The organism is Scytonema hankhaensis NUACC26 (assembly GCF_045865695.1).
Taxonomy (GTDB): domain Bacteria; phylum Cyanobacteriota; class Cyanobacteriia; order Cyanobacteriales; family Nostocaceae; genus Scytonema.
Map to the genome: position 1 here is coordinate 1 of NZ_BAACAP010000193.1, position 22,784 is coordinate 22,784.

21 protein-coding genes and 1 pseudogene are annotated in these 22,784 nt (G+C 41.1%); 14 read left to right on the top strand and 8 right to left on the bottom strand.

Translation table 11 applies throughout. The features are described 5' to 3' along the window. Positions 1-1,836: 1,836 nt before the first annotated feature. Positions 1,837-1,986 carry a hypothetical protein gene (locus ACKTT2_RS20390; RefSeq protein WP_407890243.1) on the bottom strand — a complete coding sequence of 50 codons (150 nt, stop codon included), beginning with the start codon at positions 1,984-1,986 and terminating at the stop codon, positions 1,837-1,839. A gap of 267 nt (positions 1,987-2,253) precedes the next feature. Here ACKTT2_RS20390 and rsgA point away from each other — a divergent pair, with 267 nt between their 5' ends. Then, a complete protein-coding gene (gene rsgA, locus ACKTT2_RS20395) occupies positions 2,254-3,315 on the top strand; it encodes a ribosome small subunit-dependent GTPase A (protein ID WP_407890244.1) in 1,062 nt (353 codons plus the stop codon). A 490-nt stretch (positions 3,316-3,805) separates the two neighbouring features. Further along, positions 3,806-4,180, top strand: a complete 375-nt coding sequence (locus tag ACKTT2_RS20400; RefSeq protein WP_407890246.1) for a DUF4870 domain-containing protein — start codon at positions 3,806-3,808, stop codon at positions 4,178-4,180. A gap of 107 nt (positions 4,181-4,287) precedes the next feature. Here ACKTT2_RS20400 and ACKTT2_RS20405 read toward each other — a convergent pair whose 3' ends face one another. After that, positions 4,288-4,593, bottom strand: coding sequence for an antibiotic biosynthesis monooxygenase family protein (locus tag ACKTT2_RS20405; RefSeq protein WP_407890248.1), 306 nt, complete (start codon positions 4,591-4,593; stop codon positions 4,288-4,290). Between the two features lie 207 nt (positions 4,594-4,800). Here ACKTT2_RS20405 and ACKTT2_RS20410 point away from each other — a divergent pair, with 207 nt between their 5' ends. After that, positions 4,801-5,193 carry a hypothetical protein gene (locus tag ACKTT2_RS20410; RefSeq protein ID WP_407890250.1) on the top strand — a complete coding sequence of 131 codons (393 nt, stop codon included), beginning with the start codon at positions 4,801-4,803 and terminating at the stop codon, positions 5,191-5,193. Between the two features lie 13 nt (positions 5,194-5,206). Here ACKTT2_RS20410 and ACKTT2_RS20415 read toward each other — a convergent pair whose 3' ends face one another. The 4 genes from ACKTT2_RS20415 to ACKTT2_RS20430 all read right to left on the bottom strand — a co-directional run bounded on the left by ACKTT2_RS20415 (position 5,207) and on the right by ACKTT2_RS20430 (position 10,428). Then, the gene (locus ACKTT2_RS20415; RefSeq protein WP_407890251.1) at positions 5,207-6,076 is read right to left on the bottom strand and encodes a class I SAM-dependent methyltransferase; all 870 of its coding nucleotides are present in this window, start codon (positions 6,074-6,076) and stop codon (positions 5,207-5,209) included. A gap of 54 nt (positions 6,077-6,130) precedes the next feature. Further along, entirely contained in the window at positions 6,131-6,451 is a 321-nt protein-coding gene (locus ACKTT2_RS20420; protein WP_407890252.1) for a Mo-dependent nitrogenase C-terminal domain-containing protein, read from the bottom strand. Positions 6,452-6,870: 419 nt separating this feature from the next. Further along, positions 6,871-7,311 carry an HmpF-related protein gene (locus ACKTT2_RS20425; RefSeq protein WP_407890254.1) on the bottom strand — a complete coding sequence of 147 codons (441 nt, stop codon included), beginning with the start codon at positions 7,309-7,311 and terminating at the stop codon, positions 6,871-6,873. 39 nt (positions 7,312-7,350) lie between these two features. Further along, on the bottom strand, positions 7,351-10,428 hold the full coding sequence (locus ACKTT2_RS20430) for a valine--tRNA ligase (RefSeq protein WP_407890257.1): 3,078 nt from the start codon (positions 10,426-10,428) through the stop codon (positions 7,351-7,353). A 277-nt stretch (positions 10,429-10,705) separates the two neighbouring features. Here ACKTT2_RS20430 and ACKTT2_RS20435 point away from each other — a divergent pair, with 277 nt between their 5' ends. The 5 genes and pseudogenes from ACKTT2_RS20435 to ACKTT2_RS20455 all read left to right on the top strand — a co-directional run bounded on the left by ACKTT2_RS20435 (position 10,706) and on the right by ACKTT2_RS20455 (position 15,070). Next, complete coding sequence (locus tag ACKTT2_RS20435; RefSeq protein WP_407890259.1) at positions 10,706-12,634, top strand: alpha-amylase family glycosyl hydrolase; 1,929 nt, start codon at positions 10,706-10,708, stop codon at positions 12,632-12,634. A 69-nt stretch (positions 12,635-12,703) separates the two neighbouring features. Further along, positions 12,704-12,934: pseudogene (locus ACKTT2_RS20440) on the top strand (ATP-binding protein); the annotation flags it as partial. Positions 12,935-13,079: 145 nt separating this feature from the next. Further along, a complete protein-coding gene (locus ACKTT2_RS20445; protein WP_407890261.1) occupies positions 13,080-13,364 on the top strand; it encodes a UPF0175 family protein in 285 nt (94 codons plus the stop codon). Further along, positions 13,364-13,852, top strand: coding sequence for a PIN domain-containing protein (locus ACKTT2_RS20450; RefSeq protein WP_407890263.1), 489 nt, complete (start codon positions 13,364-13,366; stop codon positions 13,850-13,852). The genes ACKTT2_RS20445 and ACKTT2_RS20450 overlap by 1 nt, the downstream gene beginning before the upstream one ends. A 123-nt stretch (positions 13,853-13,975) precedes the next feature. Beyond that, a complete protein-coding gene (locus ACKTT2_RS20455; protein WP_407890265.1) occupies positions 13,976-15,070 on the top strand; it encodes a glycoside hydrolase family 3 N-terminal domain-containing protein in 1,095 nt (364 codons plus the stop codon). A 377-nt stretch (positions 15,071-15,447) separates the two neighbouring features. Here ACKTT2_RS20455 and ACKTT2_RS20460 read toward each other — a convergent pair whose 3' ends face one another. Then, entirely contained in the window at positions 15,448-15,774 is a 327-nt protein-coding gene (locus ACKTT2_RS20460; RefSeq protein WP_407890267.1) for a helix-turn-helix domain-containing protein, read from the bottom strand. 211 nt (positions 15,775-15,985) lie between these two features. On the opposite strand from ACKTT2_RS20460, the gene ACKTT2_RS20465 reads away from it, so the two are divergent. The 5 genes from ACKTT2_RS20465 (at position 15,986) to surE (ending at position 21,108) form a co-directional block, all read left to right on the top strand. After that, positions 15,986-16,588: a CBS domain-containing protein gene (locus ACKTT2_RS20465; protein ID WP_407890268.1), complete on the top strand. Its 603-nt coding sequence runs from the start codon at positions 15,986-15,988 to the stop codon at positions 16,586-16,588. A gap of 647 nt (positions 16,589-17,235) precedes the next feature. After that, on the top strand, positions 17,236-17,658 hold the full coding sequence (locus ACKTT2_RS20470; protein WP_407890270.1) for a biotin/lipoyl-binding protein: 423 nt from the start codon (positions 17,236-17,238) through the stop codon (positions 17,656-17,658). Positions 17,659-17,679: 21 nt separating this feature from the next. Continuing rightward, a complete protein-coding gene (locus ACKTT2_RS20475) occupies positions 17,680-18,924 on the top strand; it encodes an alpha/beta fold hydrolase (protein ID WP_407890271.1) in 1,245 nt (414 codons plus the stop codon). A 258-nt stretch (positions 18,925-19,182) separates the two neighbouring features. After that, positions 19,183-20,121, top strand: coding sequence for a manganese catalase (locus ACKTT2_RS20480; RefSeq protein WP_407890273.1), 939 nt, complete (start codon positions 19,183-19,185; stop codon positions 20,119-20,121). Positions 20,122-20,427: 306 nt separating this feature from the next. Next, a complete protein-coding gene (gene surE, locus ACKTT2_RS20485) occupies positions 20,428-21,108 on the top strand; it encodes a 5'/3'-nucleotidase SurE (protein ID WP_407890275.1) in 681 nt (226 codons plus the stop codon). A 47-nt stretch (positions 21,109-21,155) separates the two neighbouring features. On the opposite strand, the gene ACKTT2_RS20490 is transcribed toward surE, so the two are convergent. Further along, positions 21,156-21,455: a hypothetical protein gene (locus ACKTT2_RS20490; protein ID WP_407890331.1), complete on the bottom strand. Its 300-nt coding sequence runs from the start codon at positions 21,453-21,455 to the stop codon at positions 21,156-21,158. A gap of 607 nt (positions 21,456-22,062) precedes the next feature. Between ACKTT2_RS20490 and ACKTT2_RS20495 the strand changes: the two genes are divergently transcribed. Continuing rightward, positions 22,063-22,740 carry a sugar transferase gene (locus tag ACKTT2_RS20495; protein WP_407890277.1) on the top strand — a complete coding sequence of 226 codons (678 nt, stop codon included), beginning with the start codon at positions 22,063-22,065 and terminating at the stop codon, positions 22,738-22,740. Positions 22,741-22,784 lie beyond the last annotated feature (44 nt).

Below are 22,784 nucleotides of genomic sequence, written 5' to 3' on the forward strand. Positions count from 1 at the left end.
AGTCCCCCTTTTTAAGGGGGATTTAGGGGGATCTTGAATCTGTTGCTACTAATGAAAAGACTTTTCAAACATCCTCTTAAGACACAACAAAAGATATCAAATGAGTTCTATCGTGCAGGAGGTCTAATATTCGCTCCAGGTAAACTAGCACCAGTCGTAGCAAGCAGAGCAAACATTGCAACGATCTTAGCTTTGATTGCAGTGATGTTAACTTTCATAGATGACTCTCATGACTTGACTCAGTAATGTTCAGATCCATTTACCTGACTTATTAGAAACACCATTATTGATTTATGCAGATGGTAAAAATAAAGGAGCAGCAGAAATTTACGTATTACTTGCTGGCAGGAATTTCCAAGCATTTTTACAGAATTAAATTTTCCAATCCTCTCGAAGGGAGTGCATATTCTGATTTTACTTATCCCAATAAATGATATGGAAAGCAAACAATAAATACTAGCCAGCTAAAATTTATTAAGGAGAGAGGAAAAAATGTTGAGTTTATCAGATTTTGTAAATATTGACACTGAGCATATTTGGTAATATATGCAGGACTTACACATAGCCCCCCAATTTATCGGGGGCTAGAGCGCCGAGCCAGTAGAAGATATTGACAAATCAGGCAAAGTGTGTGTGACACGAGCGGTAACTCAGGTACAGCAAAGGTATTAGTTTGATAGCATTGAGAGCCAAGTATTTCCAGTGCTTGTTTATTGCAATCAAGACGGGTAAACTTGTATCTTGCACTCTTTGGGTCAAACTTAGACAAAGCAAAAATATCAGCGATTACCTTCGGTAGAGCTTCGCTTAACGCATTACCTTCTTACGCACGGTTTTTATCGCGCTCAAGAAGGGATTGAACTTGATACTAAGTCATAAAATCACATCAATTTTTCTGGTGGCATAGTGGCGAGTATACATATCTAGATTGACATGAAAGTGACCAACCATGATAAATAACAAACGCTTACCCTGCCAGACAAAGCCAAAAAAATACAGAAATACGATAAAAAGAAAATAGACTCTTCAGAGAGCAGATGATGAAAGTAGCGCTGGTGTTAAATGGTAGGTTTTGTGAATGACTGGTTATGCAATGATGCTGTGGAATATTGCAGTTGACAAAAAGTCCATGTTTTAGCGATCTGAAAGATAAGGATAATTAAATAGGATTTGAACTCTAGAAAATCCCAATCAATGTATTAGTTTGATACGGATTTTTTGCCAATAATTAGGAAAACATTACTTTCTGAATTTTTGTATAAGTCTAACGAAGAACTAGTTTTTTAACAAAAGCATTTATTCTTTTATTGCTCGCCGCCCGGAGTGTCGTTGCGGCTCTAATAACATGGCTTGCACTTTTCTATTTTGTTTTCATCGCTTGATATATTGATTTTTTTGTTGGGATTGAAGTTTCAAGATTTGTAATGATAATGGTTGGGCAATTTTAGAGAATCTGGATATGTCTACTAGCCATAATGCCGCCAGAAAATTGATGTCATTTCATAACCTAGTATCAAGTTCAATCCCTTAATTAACGCGATAAAAACCGTGCGTAAGAAGGTAATGCGTTAAGCGAAGCTCTACCGAAGGTAATCGCTGATATTTTTGCTTTGTCTGAGTTTGACTCAAAGAGTGCAAGATACAAGTTTACCCGTCTTGATTGCAATAAACAAGCACTGGAAATGCTTGACTCTCAATGCTATCAAATCAATACCTTTGCTGTACCTGAGTTGCCGCTCGTGTCATACACACTTTGCCTGATTTGTCCATATCTTCTACTGGACCGGCGCTCTAGGGCTGTCACTTGTCATTTGTTGTTCTTTATTGGTAAGAGTTTCAGAGAATATTGAGAAAGTCTACCGTTGTATCAAGAGCGTCCACAGTCATCGACAACCCAAAAACGACGGATGATGTTAGATCTGGTTGCATACCCATGCGTCCTAAGCTAGCAACCAGTAAAAGCTGAAAAACCCACTTTCTTTTCACAGTTGTGTTTTCACGTGAACTTTTTTTAAATAACAGGATTTAGTACGTCCGGAATTCACAGTAGAAAGATTGTTGATAACATTATCACATACACAAGGAGGACAAACGATGACTGTATTTGTAGCCGTCAAAGTTACTTTGGCTTTTTCACAATATTCGACACAAGACACAGAGATTATCGTTCAGTCCTCCATCTTCTAGGAATGAACCAGGCAATTCCTCTGTGAACCTTGTGCCAAAAAAATTGCACGCACCGAGGAAATACAAATGAATTTGAATTGTTTGGGCTGGAGCGATTTTTTTGCTTCTAGCTTTGAACCATTACGCCAACCAGGATTTACGGTTGGGAGAGTTGCTATCGAACATAAAAATACCTATGTCCTTTATAGCGATCGCGGAGAACTTTCAGCAGAAGTTACAGGTAAACTAAGATATCAAGCCAATGACTCTACAGACTTTCCAGCTGTCGGGGATTGGGTTGTTATTCACGTCAGGGATTCTGAAAGACGCGCAACGATCCAAGCAATTTTACCTAGAAAAAGCAAATTTTCCCGCAAGACTGTAGGTGGTAAAACGGAAGAACAAATTGTTGCGACTAACGTTGACACAGTGTTTTTAGTCTCAGGATTGGATGGAGACTTTAACCCCAGAAGAATAGAACGTTACCTGATTACAGCTTGGGATAGCGGAGCAAATCCCGTTGTCATTCTTAATAAAGCAGACTTGTGCGATCGTGTGGAACAGTGTGTTGCTGAAGTGGAAGCGGTTGCACTTGGTGTTCCCATTATAGTTTTAAGTGCTAGTACCTCTCAAGGATTGGATGGCTTAAAGCCTTACCTCCAAACCGGACAAACAGTGGCTCTACTGGGATCGTCTGGTGTTGGTAAATCCACGATTGTCAATCAACTCATAGGAACAGCAGTTCAAACCGTGCAAGCGGTAAGAAAAGGAGACGATCGAGGGAAGCACACAACCACCCATCGAGAGTTAATTTTACTGCCATCAGGTGGTTTAATTGTGGATACGCCCGGTATGCGAGAACTCCAAGTTTGGTCGGGAGACGAGGGCTTGCAAGAAACATTTGCAGATATTGAAATGTTGGCACAGCAGTGTCGTTTCCGAAATTGCCAACACGAGCGCGAACCAGGTTGTGCAGTGCAACAAGCATTAGATGAAGGAACGCTGGACTATCAAAGGTTTCTGAACTATCAAAAGTTGCAAAAAGAACTGAATTATCTTGCTCGCAAGCAAGACCAAAGGTTGAATTTATTGGAGAAAGAACGATGGAAGAAAATTCATAAAGAAATCCGAAATTACAAAAAGCGTTGATTGAGGAGAGGGCTAGGGTGTGTTTTTAAAAGTCTCATTTAGCTGCCTAATTTACCCCCCTTAGTCCCCCCGATGGATTGGGGGGAAATCGGATTTCTAGCTTTCTGGGAAAGGGGGGAAATCATATTTCTAGCTCCCTCCCCTTTCTAACGGCTGCTACATTTTTCTCCAACAATATTTCCATAGCTTGGGGAAATCGGATTTCTAGTTCCCTCCCCAATCCATCGGGGATGGTTAGGGTGGGGTAAATTTAACTTTCTAGTTCTCTTCCCAATCCATCGGGGATGGTTAGGGTGGGGTAAATTCAACTCAGGCATACACCTTAGCTTAAAAAGGAGGAACTTCAAATATATGATGGTTATATAAACATACCCTCATAAAAGTCAGAAACCCAGATACACGATTTTTGAAAGTACGGTAATCTGTAATATAAAACCTGTCAGTTGCCATTTAAAATTAGAGCTATAGAGAGAACCAAGGAGCTTCTAGGATGCAAGTTACATACGATTCTGATAAGCGAAAATTGCTATCGGCTCTAAGTCATGGTGCGATTTTCTTCAGCACAGCATTGTTTTCGATTGGAATTCCAATTATCATCAACTTAATTTCGGATGACCCGGTTGTTAAAAGTAACGCGAAAGAATCCATTAATTTTCACTTTAATGTTTGGTTCTGGGCAACTGTCATAGGAGTACCCATAGGAATTTTAGCTTGGATCACCTTTGGGCTTGGTGGAATTTTGTTCTTCCCAGTTGTTGCGTTTGGTTTTTTACTACACTGGGGACTAACAATTTGGGCATTATTACATTGTTTTAGCAAGCCTGATGAACCTTTCCGTTATCCGTTCATTTTTCGATTGTTTTAATTCCAATAAAAGGCTAAGTGCAGAAGGAATTCAAAATGAAAACTATGAGTTTCTTCTGCTTCAAATCCTAGATTTTTTTGTTAGATAAACAAGTTATATTCCAAGTGTTATAGTTTTTGGTTACTAAATACCATTTCATAATGTTCTACGGTGGGAAATGGCTCGTAAAAATGATGGAGCAGTTGACGCCACTGTTCATATTCTGGCGATTGACGAAAGCAGACAGTATGGTCTTCTAGGTTTTGCCAACGCACGAGTAGAATGTACTGATTTTCTACTTCCAAACACCTTTGTAACTCGTGATTAATATAGCCGTGCATTGAGGAAATAATTGACGAGGCTAGCTTAAAAGCTGTCTCAACTTCCTGAGTTTTTCCTGGTTTTATCTGGAGAATTGCAACTTCTAAAATCATATATCAATTCTATAGCAATCCTATCTGATTTGTGAAAAAATATTAGTACTGTAGGGTGGGCATTGCCCACCATATGATACTACTGGTGGGCAATGCCCACCCTACTAATACGTGTATTTTATAACTTATTGAGGATTCCTCTAGATAGAAAATACTATCAACAAAAAGATACATAATAGTAGATACAGACTATATAAGAGAAATTTTATGATTTCCAGGAATAGTGCATTCCAAAAACTCTTTATAACTGGCGTAGCAGTATTAGGCTCTTTAACACCTCAACTAGTGTGGGCGCAAAGCGATCTTGATTCCTATGGAGCGCAAGGTACGGGCAACTACCTAAAGTATCCTTCTGGAACTCGCATTGCTCCGAATAACGGCAGAATTACTACACCAACTAATGATACACTGTATCCTACCAACACAATCGACAACGGTAATGGTACAAAAACTTTCTATTACCGTAATGGAACACGTGTCATCATTAAGAATGAGAAGAAAAACTCAGGCGGCATATATCTCAATCCCAACAGTACCAATGGAGGATTGCGAACAAATCCCAATCAAATACTTCCCCCAAGAGGACTGAGATACCAGTGAATAATTGAATCGGTTATTCAAGAGTCAGCGCAAATACAGATTGAGTTGCAAGCATTTTCTCAACCACTTCTGCATCAACGCCTAAAATTTCTAAGGAGCTTAACTCGTTTATTACATTCAGCATACTGTACTCCACTACGCCAAAGCCTTGCTCGTTAGCAAATTGTCTCGCTTGGTTGGGAGTTACAAAATTATTATCGACTATAGATCTGCCTGTAAAGTTGGTTCCTGTTTGTATGAGCTTCTGTAAATCAGGGTCGTTTTGTAGCGATCGCGAAAAGCTAGCTGTATCAATAAAATCAGGAGTAATCCAGACTCCACCGTAAGTGCGAAGGATTTCTCGGACGTTAGCGCACACTTGTTGTTTTTCTGAAAGTGTCAGGTGCGTCAGAAGCCCTTCGCACAAAAGCATGACGGGTTGTCCTGCTTGAAAATGCACGGTACTTTTAAAAAAACGGTTGGGACTGTCAGTAGCATCAAGTTCTATAAAGTGCAGGTTGGGACGTTCTCCAATAAGTTGCTCAACAAGTTGCTGTTTACAGCGAATCATTGCAGGCAGATCGGTTTCTATAAAAGTGATGTTAGAGTCATAAGATAAGGTCATACCACGCGGTAGCAACCCAGATGCAAGTTCTAGAACTTGCGTTATTTCTTCATATTGAGCCATCACTTGGTTAATAGCTTTGTAGCGAGCTTCCACACGAGCAGTTAGCAAAACGCTCTTATCTTGATTTTGCGGCAAAGATTGCTCTACAAATCTTTGCGCTTCTACCAATTGCGCCAACTCCTGAGCATAGGGAATGTCCGTGAACTGTCGGGCTAAGCTCACCATAAAAGCAGTGAGGCTAATTTTGTCGAAGTCATTGGCTTGCTGTGCGTTCATCAGTTCTTCTTAGTTAAGCTTTTCTGTTTGGTTTTGCTCTAGTCAGGTATGACTTCAACAGTAGCAGCGCACATCTTCTCCACATTCATCAGCTAGGTAGCAAAGGGCGCGAAACCGCAGGCTGGAAACTTGCTCGTAAAAGGGATTGAGTTTACAAAGAGGCGGAATATGGGCTACTTTTTGACCAAAAAGATAGATGTCTCGCTCAAAAGGACACTGTACTGGAATCAGTTTGCAAAGAAAATGAGCAATTTTGGGGCTGGTTATTTCGATGCGATCGAACCAGCCACGAATCGGTTGAAGTAAATCGTTGCTGTTAAATTGGAAGCCGATACAGTCGTTCTGATAAGGATTGTTTCTAATGAAGTTAAGCATTGTTGTGTGTCTGTAAACTACTATTAAGCAGTTTAAAGATAAATTTGAAAAATAGCACTATCTGTAAAATATAAGTTTATTTTATAAATGATAACTTCAACTTAACTATAGTAATCCTATCTAATTTGCAAAATACAAGTAGGGTGGGTAATGCCCACCAAAAGACTTAATGGTGGGCATTGGCATTGCCCACCATTAAGTACATACAATTGTTTGTAAATGATTTAGGATTGCTATATGCGAGATATTGCAATCTTAAATGAGTTGTCAGAAAATTCACCCCCCTGCTAACGCCGTCCCCCCTTACCAAGGGGGGACTACAGGGGGGTCACAATAATTTCAAATTCTCACAAATAATTTAGGAGCTTAATAGAGTTGCGAACAGTTACCAATTATGAGTGATAACTGTCCGCCTACTATTAAGACCTCGCTTCTTCATCCTTTGCACCGTTTTTCTCCCGTTTCAGGCTTTCTTCTAAGGCTTGAATTTGCTCTCTACGGGCTTCCAACTCTAAAGAACGACGGGCTAGATCTTGATTTTGTAATGTTAAGTTTTGTCGCCACTGTTCTGCTCGCTCAGTTTCCTGTTGCAAGAATTCTGGCGTAATACCATTGGCGAGGTAGGTCTGCACCAAATTTAGCAACCAATCGGTGGCTTCTTCCAAACTCTGGATATCACCTGTGGGGGAAAGTTCTACTAGAACAAGTAGCTTTTCTGCTAAAACTTTTCCTTTTCCCAAAAGAATAAAAGCTTCTTCTGGTATCGTAACCCACATATGTTCAGCTTCCTGACGTGCCAACAACCGCAACTGAAGCTGGTCTAGAAAGTCATTTTTATGCACCTGAGCTAGATATAGCATAACGGTTGTCTGGGTTCTTAATTTTAGCAAACTCAATCGCTATACTAACCCACGAAGCCGATCGCGTAAAATTTCTGCTTGTTTTTCCGCTTCTGCCAAAGCATCTCTTGCTCCTTGTACTACATCTTGAGGTGCTTTATCCACAAATTTGGAATTGCTGAGTCTTCCACGCAGAGATTGAGCTTCGCTTTCTGCTTTGCTAAGGCTTCTTTCTAGCTTAGCTCGCAACGTGTCAACATCAACAACGCCTTTAAGGGGAATGACTACCTGCACAGTACCCACAACACCTGCAATTGCTTGTTCTGGTTCTTGAGTTTCGATTTGCGGTGGATTTTCTTCAACCGTTGGTGGGAACCACTGCTCCCAGAATTTTTTTCTTCTCTCAGCTAACAAGATATTCTGGACAACAAACCACGCCGAATAACCAAAACCAACAAGTTCAAAGAAAGTGCCAAAGTAGGGGATGTCGTCTACTGCATCAGCGACAGCAAGCCCAATTCTAAACACAAAAATAGCTCCGACAATTGCTGCTATTTTTCCCAAATTTATTGACAAGTTTTTGCCAGAAACTGTTGCTTTCTTTTGCTCGTCAGAAATAGTTAAATTCTCCACCTTAGCCAAATCTTTAATATAAGGCTGTCCTGCATGAAGAATTTGCTGTTCCTTTGTGCTTTCACTTTGTAAATTGACTGTTATCTTCACCCCAGGCTTAATATCTGCCTCAGCTCGCAAGTTACGAATTGTACGAATCGTACCAAACAACAATTCAAACTGTTCTTCTAAAGCAGAGTCAATTAAGTTTGCATCTGGTTCTGGATAACGTTGCAAGGATAAACTTTGCTTAGAATCGGTAGGTTGTTGGGTAAGAGTATGCCAAATCTCCTCAGTAATATGAGGCATAAAGGGATGGAGTAACTTAAGTATGCCTTCTAATACATAAGTAAGAGTTTGTTGTGCAACACGGCGGGAGTCTGGCTCGGCATCTTTTTGCAAGCGAGATTTTACGAGTTCGATATACCAGTCACAGAAGTCGCCCCAGATAAATTCATAAAGCCCTTTTGCTGCTTCTCCCAATCCATACTGAGCGAACAAGTCGTTTGTTTGTTTGACAACTTGATTGTAGCGGGAAAGAATCCAGCGATCGCTCAATTCCAGGGATTGGGGATTAGGGATTGGGGAGCCAGCCGCGTGCGGGGGTTCCCCCCGTTGAGCGGACTGGCGTGATTGGGAAGAATCTAGCCCAGTCCCCAGTCCCCAGTCCCTAGTCTCCAAATTCATCATCACAAAACGGGCAGCATTCCACAACTTGTTAGCAAAGTTACGGGCTGCTTCTACTGATGGGGATTCATCTGTTTTCCGATTGTAATCCAAGCGAATATCTTGACCCGCACCTGCAACTTCTTTAATAAGGGTATAACGCAAAGCATCAGTACCGTACTTATTAATGAGGAGCAACGGATCGATACCATTGCCAGCAGATTTGGACATTTTTTTGCCATTTTCATCCAACACCAAGCCGTGGATGTAAACTGATTTAAACGGCATTTGCCCGGTAAAATGCCCACCCATCATAGTCATTCTGGCAACCCAGAAAAAGATGATGTCAAAACCCGTGACTAAGGTACTGGTAGGATAATAAGTCGCTAAGTCTGGAGTTTGTTCTGGCCAACCTAAAGTCGAGAAAGGCCATAAACCGGAGGAAAACCAAGTATCAAGCACATCTGGGTCTTGCTCTATCTTGACATTTTCTCCAAATTGTGCAATCAATTTCTCCCTTGCTTCTGCTTCTGATTTGGCAACTACAAAAGGTGTATTGTCTGAGATTTCTCCCCCCGTTTCGCTGACAGCATACCAAGCAGGGATTTGGTGTCCCCACCACAGTTGACGAGAAATACACCAATCTTTCAGTTTCACTAACCAGTCACGATAAACCTTTGTCCAACGTTGGGGAACAAACTCCGGACAATTTTTCTGGTCAAGAAATTCTAGCGCCCTATCTGCCATGGAGCGAATTTTCACAAACCACTGGGTTGAAAGGAGCGGTTCAACGGGGACTTTACCGCGTTCGCTATAAGGCACAGAATGTTTGTAATCCTCTATTCTTACCAGAAACCCATCGGTTTCTAAACGAGAAACTACATTTTTTCTGGCAACAAAGCGGTCTTGTCCTTGGAAGGAACCAGCATTCTCATTGAGAGTGCCGTCCTTATTCATAATATTAATGAACGGGAGGTTGTGACGCTGACCCATTTCAAAGTCATTAAGGTCGTGGGCGGGAGTGACTTTAACGCAACCCGTTCCAAAAGTCGGATCGACTAACTCATCACCAATAATGGGAATTTCCCGATTCATAATGGGCAGAGTGAGGGTTTTCCCAATCAAATGCTTATAGCGATCGTCACTTGGATTTACAGCCACAGCCGTATCGCCCAACATTGTCTCCGGACGAGTTGTGGCAACTTCTACATAGCCAGAACCATCACTGAGGGGATAGCGGAAGTGCCAGAGGTGACCATCAACCTCTTTTAAGTCCACTTCTAAATCGGAGACGGCTGATTGTGACTCCGGACACCAGTTGACCAAATATTTACCGCGATAAATTAGCCCTTCTTCATAAAGACTGTTAAAAGCATGAGCTACAGCTTTAGATAAACCTTCATCTAAGGTAAACCGTTCCCGCGTCCAATCGACCGAGACACCAAAGCGCCGCAATTGATTGACAATTGTTCCCTCAGATTCTGCTTTCCACTGCCAAGCACGTTCTAGAAATTTGTCGCGTCCCAACTCATAGCGAGTTTTGCCTTCTGCTTTGAGTTGCCTTTCTAGAATTGTTTGCACGGCGATACTGGCGTGGTCAGTTCCAGGAAGATAAAGGGTGTTGAGTCCTTTCATCCGGTGATAGCGCACGAGGGTATCAATGAGTGAGTTGTCGAAAGCGTGACCCATGTGCAGACTACCCGTAACATTGGGGGGCGGAATAACTATGCAATAAGATTCGCTACCTTGGTTCGGGTCGGCTTTGTAAGTTTGGTTTTCTTCCCAGAATTTTTGCCACTTGGCTTCTGTGGAGAAGGGTTCGTAAAGACTAGGGAGGTTTGTGTTGGTTGTTGCGCTCATGCTGGGAACTATCAGTGAAAGGACTTTTATAAATTTTGCCACAGGCTTCGCAAAGCGAAAATCACAAGTCACAAGTCAAAAGTCAAAAAGCGCAAAATTAAGAGATGATTTATAAAGTAAACGTTAAGACATCGTAGGTTGGGTTGAGGAACGAAACCCAACAATTCAATTCAACGTTGGGTTTCGTTCCTCAACCCAACCTACATAAGCAATGTTTGATAAATAACATTGTTTTCGGACACAACAAGCTGTAAATTTAGAAATAAGTTCTCAAAATATGGTAAACACCCCTCCCTCATTATTTTCCGAAGAGCAGTACAAAGTAGAGGATGCTAGTGCCGAAGTCGCTGCCATTGTTGAAACAACACCATCAGAAACAGAAATTGACCTAGAGTTTCTTTTTACTAGAGATATTGAATTTCGTCAGGAAACTCTCTACTTTATTGTGGTCGATCGCTTTCACGATGGTGATTTAGAGAATAGCACAGGTGCTAACGCAGAACTTTACGATCCAACCAAACAGGATTGGGGGAAATACTGGGGCGGTGACTTACAGGGTATTATCGACAAATTAGATTATTTGAAAAACCTGGGAGTCACTGCAATCTGGTTGACTCCTTTATTTGAGCAAATAGAAGATTTATTTGTAGGCAATGCAGCCATGCATGGTTACTGGACTAGGGATTTTAAACGGATGAATCCTCGTTTCATTGCCACAGGAGAAGAACCTTCTTTAAACAAAACGCAAGAAACAAGAGATACAACATTTGACAAGTTGATTGACGAACTGCACAAGCGTAAAATGAAGCTAGTGCTAGATATTGTTTGCAACCACAGCAGCCCAGATATTAGCGGTCGCAAAGGTGAATTATACGACGATGGAGTCAAAATTGCTGACTTTAATGATGATGAAGCTCACTGGTATCACCACTACGGTGAAGTTCAAGATTGGGAAAATGAATGGCAAGTGCAAAACTGCGAACTTGCGGGTCTTGCAACTTTTAATGAAAACAATATCGAGTATCGTACATACATTAAAGCAGCAATTAAACAATGGTTGGATCGGGGTGTTGATGCACTAAGAGTAGATACTGTCAAGCATATGCCCATCTGGTTTTGGCAGGAATTTACTGGTGATATGTACAATCACAAACCAGATGTATTTATCTTTGGTGAATGGATTTACAGTCATCCTCTAGACGATCGCTCTGTAGAGTTTGCCAACAACTCTGGCATGACAATTTTAGATTTTGCACTGTGTGTAGCTATTAGGCAAGCTTTAGGTGAAAGCGCTGAAGCTGGATTTTATTTGATTAAAGACATTTTTGATTTGGATTATCGATATAGCGGGGCGACAGAACTCATTACCTTCATTGACAATCACGATATGTCCCGCTTCCAATCTTTGAATCCCGATCCGGCGAGGTTAATGTTAGCAACTGTCCTCGTTATGACCTCTCGCGGTATTCCTTGTATCTATTACGGTACGGAACAATATCTCCACGATGATACCAACGGTGGTAACGATCCTTACAACCGCCCAATGATGGACAAGTGGGATACGGATACGGAAATATATCGTTATATCAGGTTACTATCTGGTTTGCGACGACTCAATCCTGCTATATCAATGGGTGGTCAATGGGAAAGATATATTACACCTGATATCTACTGTTATGTACGCCGCTATCGTGACTCAGTGTGCTTTGTTGCACTCAATAGAGGTGGTTCTGCTACTATACCAGAAGTCCTTACAGATTTACCGGATGGAGAACATACCTGTGTGATGACTCGCAACAAGTATGAAGTCAAAGATGGTAAGATTTATGACTTGCAACTGGAAGAACACGGTATTATTGTATTAAGCCGTGTTGGAGAGCGAGTCAAAGCGCAAACTATTGTACGCGCTCAACTTAACGGCGTGCGTACTCTACCTGGCGAACGAATCGTACTCATTGGTGACTGTCCGGAATTGGGTAATTGGGATATCGCCAAAGCATATCCTCTTGAGTACATCAACCAAAACACTTGGTTTGCCGAAATTCCCTTTAATGAAAGCGCGGGTAAGCTTATCAGCTATAAATACGCTCTGTTGAGAGAAGGAACTTCCCCCCTTCGAGAAAATATTATGACTCGCCGTTGGGTCATTGCTAAAGAAGGTACTGTTAAGTGGCGCGATACTTGGGCTTCAGGACGAGAATCTTAAGAGTTTTGTTTTTCCAAGCGAATGGAATTCGCAGCTATACAAGCAAAACCCACCTACGTGGGTTTTAAACAAGTTCGCGATAGTGGAATAAGTATTGCTCCTCACGAACAAAAACGGATTTTTAACCGATTTTATAGAATGAAGCTCCTCCCGAATGAGGCTCGCTCTCGTAGTACAGGCGGTTCTGGATTGGGGTTAGCGATCGCCTATGCGATCGCTCAAGCACATAAAGGTAGCTTGAACGTGCAAAGTGAGTTGGGTAAAGGTAGCACTTTTACAATACTATTACCTTTAATTTAATTCCCACTAGAGTTATTGCGGCAATATGCTAATTTAGAGAGACTTTAGAGGGATTGATTTAAAATTCTTTAAAGTACGAAGTCGCAAATCAAATACAGTAAGATTTGTTTTGCAAGCATTGCTGTACACAACTTAACGCAAGAATATGACGCAGATTCAGATTGCTTTACCAGACGATGTGGCTCATTCCTTAGAAAGCAGATGGGGCAACTTAGAACGAAAGTTGTTAGAAATGCTTGTGATAGAAGCTTATATAGATGGTTCTATTAGTGTGGGGAAAGTCCGAGAGTTACTCGGAATGTCTACACGCCTAGAAGTTGATGCATTTCTTAAAGCAAAAGGTATTAATTTACAGTATGACGAAATTGATTACGAGCACGATCGCCAAACTCACGAACAACTACGACAAGAAGGAAAGTTGAACTATTAATGATAGTAGTGTCAGATACATCACCTATTTGTTATCTTTTATTGATAGGTAAAATAGATGTACTTCACCAATTATACGGTCAGGTTCTGATTCCTGAAATTGTTCGTCAAGAACTCACAGATCCTCGTTCCCCAACTATTGTACAAGTATGGATTGAGACACCACCTACCTGGTTGATTGTTCAGCCTGTAAATACTTTATCTGATGAAAATTTAAAGACTTTAGATCCTGGCGAACGAGACGCGATTGTTCTAGCAGAACAGCAAAAAGCTAATTTACTCATCATTGACGATCTGTTAGGACGACAGATTGCTCAATTCCGTGGTTTAAGAGTAACTGGTTTACTAGGGGTGTTAGACGAAGCTGCTCGGAAAAATCTGCTAGATTTTCCCGAATCGATTAACTGCTTACAGCAAACTACCTTTCGAGTTTCACCTAAGCTAATTCAGGTGCTGTTACAAAAGTACCAAAAGGCTTTAAGCGATTAAATTGAAGTTAAGTTTAGGATAACTTAGCTAAAAATTATGACATTTACATAACTGAATTAAATTAAGTTTTTGTGGGATGGGCATCTGTGTCCGTCCCTACTAGTACAGTTGTTAGGAGGGAAAATGGCAGAAACAAAAAAACTACAACGTTTTGGCAACCATCTGATTGTTGGTATTTCTGGAACTACACTGAATGATGATGATAAGCGTATATTGAATGAGTTAAAACCGATTGGGGTTATTTTCTTTCAAAAAAACTTTCGTTACGATGCTCCCTATGAAGTTTGGTTACAAAGTTTTAGTGAGTTGATAGACCAAATAAAACAGTACAGCGATCGCGATTCGATGTTCTTCACTCTAGATCATGAAGGTGGTCGAGTCCATCGCACCCCACCACCTCTAACCCGATTTCCTCATGCATTACTTTACAAATCTAAATCTCGTGAAATTGCAGCAGCTACAGGAGTAGAATTAAAGTCTTTAGGCATTAATGTTTCTTGGTCTCCTGTTGCTGATATTTTCTCCAATCCCAACAACCCAGTTATTGGACCTCGTGCTTTTGGGGAAACTCCGCAAATTGCTGTTCGAGGTATTCTTGACTATTACCTCGGTCTAAAAGATTCAGGAATTATTGGATGTGCTAAACATTTTCCAGGTCATGGAGACACTAGCACTGATTCTCACTTAGAGTTACCCACCCTCAGTTTATCTGTAGAGGAACTACGAAATCGCGAACTTATTACCTTCAAAGCACTCATTGAAAAGCAAGTTCCCATTATAATGACTGCTCATATCTTGTTTTCCAAAATAGATCCAAATCTCCCTGCTACGCTATCACAACCTATCTTACAAGGCATTCTTAGAGAGGAACTTGGATTTGAGGGGGTAATTGTGTCTGACGATCTGGATATGAAAGCTATCTCAGATATGTATACCCAAAGCGGAACAGTAGCACAGACTTTTCATGCTAGCTGCGATTTATTTCTCGTATCTCGCAACCTTCCTTGCTCATCATCAGAACGAACCCACAAGATTGCTCGGGATTTTTCAGATTCTCTTGAGAGTGGTAGGCTTTCTGAATCGGTTGTTGAAGCATCTCGCATGAGAATCGAGAAACTACTAGCCACAACTCCACAATACAAACCTCATTGTCTCGATCGCAATACACTTTTACAACACGCCGAGCTTGCGATCGTCAGTTCCTTCCAATCTAACTGAGATCGAGAAACACATAGTTCGAGAAATTAAATGATTTGAACTATGAGTTGTGTTAGCTTATGCAACAAGTAGTGCAGTTATTTTTTCACTACTATGTTTGTTGTTCATGGTTCGGCTTGTAATTTTCTAATCTAGAGGTATGACTGTGCTTTTGACAAGGGAATATACTTCTAGATGTTCTACTGGGTATGCAGTTTTGTAAGTCAGTCGTCAAAAAGGGGATTAACGAGACAGGAGTTGCAGGGACAATATGATATGAAACGATGAGGTGTTCGCGGAATAGCGATCGCGTCTCAAGTAAGATATGCTGGCTTAACGATTATTGGTGCATTATTTATTTCTTAAGTAGTTCGCTAATTTTTGGCTATATCTTATCTCTATGCTATTATCGAACCTGTACTGGCAATTACCTGTCCAATTTCTTGAGGAGTTGCACCTGTAGCCAATATTGCTCGTATTAGTAATTCAATAGAAACTGAAACATCACCATTTTCAGCCTTGGCAATACGTGGTTGACTGGAGTGAATTTTGTCTGCTAGTTCAGCCTGCGTCATCAGCCTTTGTCGTCGCTCATTTAGTGTGCGACTTAGAGCTAATCTAATCTCAACTAAAGCCGTCTCTTCTGGTGTTAGCTCTAAGAATTCTGAAACAGTTCCAACTTTCCAACCTTTTGCTTCCAAACGTTCTTTTTTATCTCGATCCATAACACTATCCCTGTTTGTCCAAGTCATACTTGCTTAGTCGCTTTTTACAATTCTCAATTATATTGTCTGGTATTGGCAGCACAATTAAAGTTAACTAGTGTAATATAACCTGTAACTGCAATGCCTTCAAAACATTGCTGCATAAATTAAATTTCTAGGGAATTGTTATACTTGGATTTCAATCAACTCTTTAATTAAGAACGATCGACTCATGCCTTATAGTAAATTTACTCTGAGCAAAGCTGTAGAGGATTTTCAACTAACAATTGTTGAAGGCGAGCGCTTTCTACCAGAAATTCCCCCTGTTACTCCAACTCCTTTACTTCAAGATATTCTTAAAGAAACACTCCCTTGGGCGATTGCAGTCAGTAGTGAGAAAGCTCGTTCTGAAGGCATTATCAATCCCGTCTTGCTAGAAGTCAAACGTCAACTTCAAGGACAAATTAGCGTTTTTTCTGGTGAAGAATTCAATGTAGAACCAGAAGCTGAACTGACGGGCTTTGTTGATTTTCTCATGAGTCGTTCCTCAGAACAACTATATATTAAAGCTCCTGTCGTTGTGCTTGTAGAAGCCAAGAAGGAAGATTTAAAACCAGCCCTAGGACAATGCCTTGCAGAAATGGTTGCGGCTCAACGTTTTAATCAAAAAAAACAACAACCAATATTAACGATTTACGGAACGGTAACTAGTGGTACAGTATGGCGGTTTTTGAAGTTAGAAGGGCAATGCGTGTCAATTGACTTGACAGATTACCCCCTCCCGCCTATCGAGCAAATTTTGGGCTTTCTTGTTTGGATGATGAATGCAGGATGATATTGTTACATACAGTGCGATAGCGTAAGCGCTAACGGAAGACAGCCGTATCGCTTCGGCGCAAGCTGAAAGAGCGCTTATCGCCCTTGGCGCAAGCCGAAAGAGCGCTTATCGCTTCAACTAGCTTTTAGAGTTTGAATAGCATTATCTCTTTGGGCAAATTCTTGGTTTCCTTCTTGTTTAAACAATGCTTGGTTGAAAGCGATCGCTAAACTCAGTTTTCTAGCATAGGCTACAAATCAATATTCAAAAAGCGAGTATTGTGTTTTTACACAAAAAGTGTTTTTCTTGTGTACAAATGTTTGTAAATTTTACCGTTGTATCAAGATTTCTCCTAAGTTTCTTTAAAATTGAATTTACCTCCCTTAATCCCCCCTTGGAAATCTACGGTGTACACATAAGTCTCCTAAAGTGCCTTCTTGCATTTTCGCTCCCCCCTAGCCCCCCTTAAAAAGGGGGGGGAAATCCTTAAAGTCCCCCTTTTTAAGGGGGATTTAGGGGGATCTTGAAAGATCTGTGTACACCGTAGTTTACAAGGGGAGGGTTAGGGTGGGGTAACACCAAGGCTAAAATCTAAGTCTATTAACTATTTCAAACTTAGTATATACAGAAGTTTGTTTTCTACAAGTATTTTTCAAAGGGAAGCTATGGTGCAAAATTCTAAATTAAAATCTAAATTATCCCCAAAATCCGCCCTGAATTTATTTGTTGTTATCAGTATAGTTACATTTTTATTGACTAGTGGAATCAGTATTTATATAGTAAAACGCCTGCAAAATTCTACAAAGCAAGAGCCACAAACACCAACAACACAATTACCTCAGCTAACAACAGTCACAGCCCTAGGATGGATTGAACCAAAAGGAAAAGTCATCAAACTTTCTGCGACTACATCTACTGAAGGAAATCGAGTAGAGCAGTTATTAATACAGGAGGGGGATACAGTCAAAGCAGGACAGGTTATTGCAATTTTAGATAGTCGCGATCGCTTGGCAATCATCATGTCAAGTATTTCAGGTGCGAGCGCAACTCGCAAGCTCCGCTCTACCGATCCGGCGGATATGTTTTAGAATGTGGGAAATGCAGCAATTATGAACGTTTCCAGGGATTTACCAAGTGTAAGGCGACCGCTTTTTGATAGTTCGCTGGCTAACAATAATAATTGGTCAGGCAAACCAGCACTTATAGCATTAAGTCAAGATTCCTTTTCATCACATTGCTCTGCACTCAATCATAGTAATACATTAGTCACATCTCAAGAATTGGCGACAGGGCTTATATGCAGATCCCCCCATCAGCCCCCAACCCCAGAGGGGACCCCTAGCCCCCTAACCCCAGAGAGAACCCCTAAGCCCTCTTTACAAAGGGGAGCTATAGGTAAGTCCTATGCGAGTGAAGATATTGCTTTTCAGCAAAGTCAAACTCAAAGAGCATTACCTGGTGAAATAGTAGGAGATATTGCTAATTGGGGATTAAGAGAAGATGGCAAGGAAGCTAAACCAAGATACTATAAAGATGGAGTTCATCTTTACCGTTTTGATGCTAATGGGCGAACCTACCAAGGCATTGAATATGCAAAAGAGACAATTCTAGTGATTCATGGTTGGAAAAACTCATCTGATGATGAAATTTTTAGTAATTTACAGCGAGAATTAGCTAAACAGAACCCTTCTAAACAAGTCCTAGCTCTAGATTGGCGAGATCCAGCAAATCACGATGAAGACAAAGGATTGCAGCCTAATTATACATCAGGCTCTGTTGCTCCTGTTGCTCAATGGGCTGCTAGAACGCTCTCTAGCCTAGAAATCACAGGTCAACAATTGAGCCTTGTAGGCTTTAGTCTCGGAGCATATGTTGCGGCTGAAATTGGCTTTCTTTTAGGCAAAGTCGCTCATCTCACAGCGTTAGATCCTGCCTATGAAGCTAGTAAGTATGATATTGATGGCAATAATTTTGGTAACCAAAGACCTAAGCCTTTTGGAGACATTGCTTATGAATCTCTGGCAATGGTTGTGTCAGATGAAGGCGGAGGTTTTGCTGGTGACAACAACCATGCTGCGACTGCCAATAATTCTTTTCTATTACGTTTTCGTGGGGATAATTGGAATGAATACGAGCGGAATGTAAGATACCATAGTGCCGTAGTAGAAGTTTATACAGATTTCATTTCCCGACAGCGTAGCCTATCAGCTTTTGAATCCAATCGCTTTGATAACAATGGAGGTGGCGGCTCAATTCATGAAGGTTGTTTTAACATCAGCCGCCGTGATGAACGTTGGTTTGAAGATGGGTTCGACTATTTTTCAGGTTCAACTCAATTGAGACGTTGGGTTTGACAGTGACCAGTGAGCAGTGACCAGTGACCAGTGACCAGTGACCAGTGACAGTGGTTGCCATTCTTATTCGACTATATCTGGTAGTATAATAACCTCGGTCATGTTACTTATTTTTTATCTATTTTTTTGTATGACCGTGGAGTGATGTAGAGAGCCTTTGAATTAGGTTTCCTGGTAAACATGAGTGGCTGGCACAAATATCAGATTTTGGGGAAGCCTGAATTTGTGCCAATCCAAACGTTCATTGAGGAATGAATCATGTTTTATCATACCAAGAAACTACAGTATTTCAAACCACCGGAACAACCCGACGCTCTTTACGCAAAGAAAATTCAGGAACTTATTGGCGGTACTTTTGGTGAAATGACTGTGATGATGCAGTACCTGTTCCAAGGTTGGAACTGTCGCGGACCTGCTAAATACCGCGATATGCTTTTGGATATAGGTACTGAAGAAATCGGTCACGTTGAGATGCTGGCTACGATGATTGCTCACTTACTGGACAAAGCACCTATCAAACTACAAGAAGAGGGAGCACAAGATCCGGTTGTGGGCGCGGTTATGGGCGGCTCTAAAGCGCATGATACTATTACAGATATCATAGGGGCAGCAATGAATCCCCAACACGCTATTGTATCGGGTTTGGGCGCAATGCCAGCTGATAGTGTTGGTTTCCCATGGAATGGTCGCTTTATTGTTGCTAGCGGTAACTTGTTAGCAGACTTTCGTTCCAATCTTCATGCTGAATCTCAGGGACGTTTGCAAGCAGTGCGAATGTACGAGATGAGTAACGACCCTGGTGTTAAAGATACTTTGAGCTTCATGATTGCTCGCGACACCATGCATCAGAACCAATGGATAGCAGCTCTCAAGGATTTGGAAGAGTCTGGATTGGAAACAACTCCCGTTCCTAGTTCCTTCCCATTGGATCTGGAGAAGCGCGAGTTTGCATATCAGTTCTGGAACCACTCTGAAGGTACTGAAAGTTCTCAAGGTCAGTGGGCAAAGGGTCCTTCTCCAGATGGCAAAGGCGAATTCCAGTATATTGAAAATCCACAACCACTGGGACCAGAACCCAATCCACCTCAATCCGATCCAAGGCTTCATGGCACTCCACTTTCACCTACAGCTGGAACGGGACAAGTTCAAGGCGGTGAAGGTTCTCCTTTGATTAATCGCACCACAATCGGTAATTAGTGACTTGACTCTCTCGAACTTCTAGTTTTAGCGAGCGCTCCAAACTAAACTCAATTTAATTCACTGGCATATGCTATTCGGTATATGTCAGTTTTTTAATTTACAGCGGTTAGCATTATCTGCGTGCATCTGCAGTTCCATAACTTTTTTATATTGTTTACGAAGTTCTACCGGGAATGGTTGCGGGTATGCTTGTTTATTTAATTGCTCGCATTTTTACGCAACAAGGCAGATGGCAGAAGAAGGCGGAAGATAGCTAAAAGATCGGAAATGACATAATGACAAAGGACAAATGACTATTGACTAATGACCTTTATTCTTACAAATGACGACGGGATCGATGCCCCTGGCATTCGCGCACTTCTCAAAGCTGTTAACGATCGCGAAGTTATTATTGCCGCCCCAAGAGACCACCTCTCTGGTTGCGGTCACCAAGTTACTACCACTCAAGCAATTCAAGTGAACCGACGCTTGGATAATGAGTATGCGATCGCTGGTACTCCTGCAGATTGTGTCAGAATTGCGGTATCACATATTTGCCCAAATATCAAATGGGTACTATCAGGCATCAATGCAGGAGGAAACCTCGGAGTTGATGCCTACATTTCCGGTACTGTTGCTGCCGTGCGAGAAGCTGCAATGAACGGTATTCCCGGAATTGCGGTTTCTCACTATCGCAAAAGAAACGTCATCGTAGATTGGGATGTTCTGGCAAGATGGACATCTAATGTTTTAACCGATTTACTTAACCGTCCTTTGGAACCAAAAAGCTTTTGGAACGTCAATCTGCCCCATCTTATGCCAGGAGAACCCGACCCAGAAGTTGTGTTTTGTCAACCCTGTACAAAACCGTTACCTATCAATTATCGTGTTGAAGGCGATAATTTTTACTATTATGGGGAGTACGCTAAACGCGATCGCACTCCAGGAAGCGACGTAGATATATGTTTTTCTGGTAAAATTGCTGTTACTCAATTAAAGGTTTAACCAATAAAGTTAAAGAATGAAGGATAAACGATCGACTCCTTCATTCTTTACTCTGATGGCGCTTCAATCAAAGTCATAAGACGATCTAAAGTTCGCGTAAGTTGTGTGAGTTTTTGCAACGAGTCATCTTGAGTGTCCGCAAGAGTTTGTACGGCATCACACAGGGCAAAAATTTGGTATCCTTGCTGCTGTAGTTGTCTTCCTTGTGCTTCAACTTGAACGCTAAGAGTATCCACTCTTTCCGCGAGACGTTCTATTGTCTCTGTGGTGGAAAGTACAGCTTCTCCAATTTGTTCCACAATGGACTCTAATCTGCCTACTTTGATTTGAGACCCTGCTAGTACCATGTCTTTTGCACCTTCAGTTTGTGAGTTTTCAGTAATTTCTCGTAAAAAATTTGAAATAAATATATAGTTAGCCATGCAAAATAAACATTGCTGATTGAATGGTATTCTGCAAATGTTCCTAACACACTGGGGTAAACCCTTAATTTAGAGCGTTTTCAAAATTGGCGATTGAAAGTATTTTCTCGGAGATGCAGAAAACAAAGTGAAACTCCTAAGTTACCAATCGCTAATGGTTAGTCCCGAACCGCCATTCGATTACCATTCTTCGTAGGGTGGGCACTGCCCACCAATAGGCATTGCCCACCCTACAAAAATTGGTAATTTTAGAACGGAAAGAAAGTAGTCACTACTTACTAGTCACTAATTACTGATGTTAAGAGCAAATTCTAACACACAGTACAGTCAAAATCCATATTTCTCTTTACAATTCATCTTACAAAAGCTAGATTTTCTTTCCTTTATATAAAATTTATAAAAACTTGCGATCCCATAGAGATGGATGAAGATTCAGTGAAAGTACTGTTGAACGAGATTTACTTTTGTGAAGCTGAGTTTATAGTCAAAGTAATATGCGTGTTTCTACGTTTTTCGCTCAACTGGCTTGACAATGTACCAGATATCTTACACAACTGTTATTGAAGGTGCAGCTGCTAATACTTGGGATTTGCAACTAAAACCTCATGCTTCTGTCAACTCTAAATTTAAACGTTTCTTAGACATCTTAGGGAGTTTAGTTGGACTACTGATTCTTGCCATTGTGTTTATACCTGTGGCAGTAGCAATTAAAATAAATAGCCCCGGTCCGATTTTCTTCTCACAGGAACGTTATGGGCTTCACGGACGCTCCTTCCGCTTGTGGAAATTCCGTTCTATGGTTTCAAATGCCGAACAATTGAAATCAATGGTAAAAAATGAAGCTAGTGGGATCATTTTTAAGAATAAAAATGATTTTAGAGTGACAAGAGTAGGACGGTTTTTAAGAAGTACAAGTTTAGATGAATTACCACAATTTTGGAACATTCTAGTAGGCGAGATGAGTTTGGTAGGTACTCGTCCCCCTACAGCAGATGAGGTAATTCAATACGATCGCCGCCATTGGCAACGTTTAAATGTTAAACCTGGGTTAACTGGTGAATGGCAAGTCAACGGGCGATCGCACATAAAAGATTTTGAGCAAATTGTGGATCTAGACTTGCAATATCAAAAGAAATGGCATCCATTGTACGATTTACTCTTAATTACCCGAACATTTATCATCCTTCTGGGTCGAGTTGGAGCTTTCTAGAAAAGACTAGCTACAAGTTATTAGTCATAAGATTTGTAGCTAAT

What these genes read in the sequence shown, in the direction of transcription:
- ACKTT2_RS20455 (WP_407890265.1), top strand. Translation starts at nt 13,976, where the DNA reads ATGGCAGAAACAAAAAAACTACAACGTTTTGGCAACCATCTGATTGTT.
- ACKTT2_RS20465 (WP_407890268.1), top strand. Translation starts at nt 15,986, where the DNA reads ATGCCTTATAGTAAATTTACTCTGAGCAAAGCTGTAGAGGATTTTCAA.
- ACKTT2_RS20410 (WP_407890250.1), top strand. Translation starts at nt 4,801, where the DNA reads ATGATTTCCAGGAATAGTGCATTCCAAAAACTCTTTATAACTGGCGTA.
- ACKTT2_RS20430 (WP_407890257.1), bottom strand. Translation starts at nt 10,428, where the DNA reads ATGAGCGCAACAACCAACACAAACCTCCCTAGTCTTTACGAACCCTTC.
- ACKTT2_RS20400 (WP_407890246.1), top strand. Translation starts at nt 3,806, where the DNA reads ATGCAAGTTACATACGATTCTGATAAGCGAAAATTGCTATCGGCTCTA.
- rsgA (WP_407890244.1), top strand. Translation starts at nt 2,254, where the DNA reads ATGAATTTGAATTGTTTGGGCTGGAGCGATTTTTTTGCTTCTAGCTTT.
- ACKTT2_RS20435 (WP_407890259.1), top strand. Translation starts at nt 10,706, where the DNA reads ATGGTAAACACCCCTCCCTCATTATTTTCCGAAGAGCAGTACAAAGTA.
- ACKTT2_RS20460 (WP_407890267.1), bottom strand. Translation starts at nt 15,774, where the DNA reads ATGGATCGAGATAAAAAAGAACGTTTGGAAGCAAAAGGTTGGAAAGTT.
- ACKTT2_RS20450 (WP_407890263.1), top strand. Translation starts at nt 13,364, where the DNA reads ATGATAGTAGTGTCAGATACATCACCTATTTGTTATCTTTTATTGATA.
- ACKTT2_RS20425 (WP_407890254.1), bottom strand. Translation starts at nt 7,311, where the DNA reads ATGCTATATCTAGCTCAGGTGCATAAAAATGACTTTCTAGACCAGCTT.
- ACKTT2_RS20445 (WP_407890261.1), top strand. Translation starts at nt 13,080, where the DNA reads ATGACGCAGATTCAGATTGCTTTACCAGACGATGTGGCTCATTCCTTA.
- ACKTT2_RS20475 (WP_407890271.1), top strand. Translation starts at nt 17,680, where the DNA reads ATGAACGTTTCCAGGGATTTACCAAGTGTAAGGCGACCGCTTTTTGAT.
- surE (WP_407890275.1), top strand. Translation starts at nt 20,428, where the DNA reads ATGACCTTTATTCTTACAAATGACGACGGGATCGATGCCCCTGGCATT.
- ACKTT2_RS20405 (WP_407890248.1), bottom strand. Translation starts at nt 4,593, where the DNA reads ATGATTTTAGAAGTTGCAATTCTCCAGATAAAACCAGGAAAAACTCAG.
- ACKTT2_RS20495 (WP_407890277.1), top strand. Translation starts at nt 22,063, where the DNA reads ATGTACCAGATATCTTACACAACTGTTATTGAAGGTGCAGCTGCTAAT.
- ACKTT2_RS20490 (WP_407890331.1), bottom strand. Translation starts at nt 21,455, where the DNA reads ATGGTACTAGCAGGGTCTCAAATCAAAGTAGGCAGATTAGAGTCCATT.
- ACKTT2_RS20415 (WP_407890251.1), bottom strand. Translation starts at nt 6,076, where the DNA reads ATGAACGCACAGCAAGCCAATGACTTCGACAAAATTAGCCTCACTGCT.
- ACKTT2_RS20420 (WP_407890252.1), bottom strand. Translation starts at nt 6,451, where the DNA reads ATGCTTAACTTCATTAGAAACAATCCTTATCAGAACGACTGTATCGGC.
- ACKTT2_RS20470 (WP_407890270.1), top strand. Translation starts at nt 17,236, where the DNA reads ATGGTGCAAAATTCTAAATTAAAATCTAAATTATCCCCAAAATCCGCC.
- ACKTT2_RS20480 (WP_407890273.1), top strand. Translation starts at nt 19,183, where the DNA reads ATGTTTTATCATACCAAGAAACTACAGTATTTCAAACCACCGGAACAA.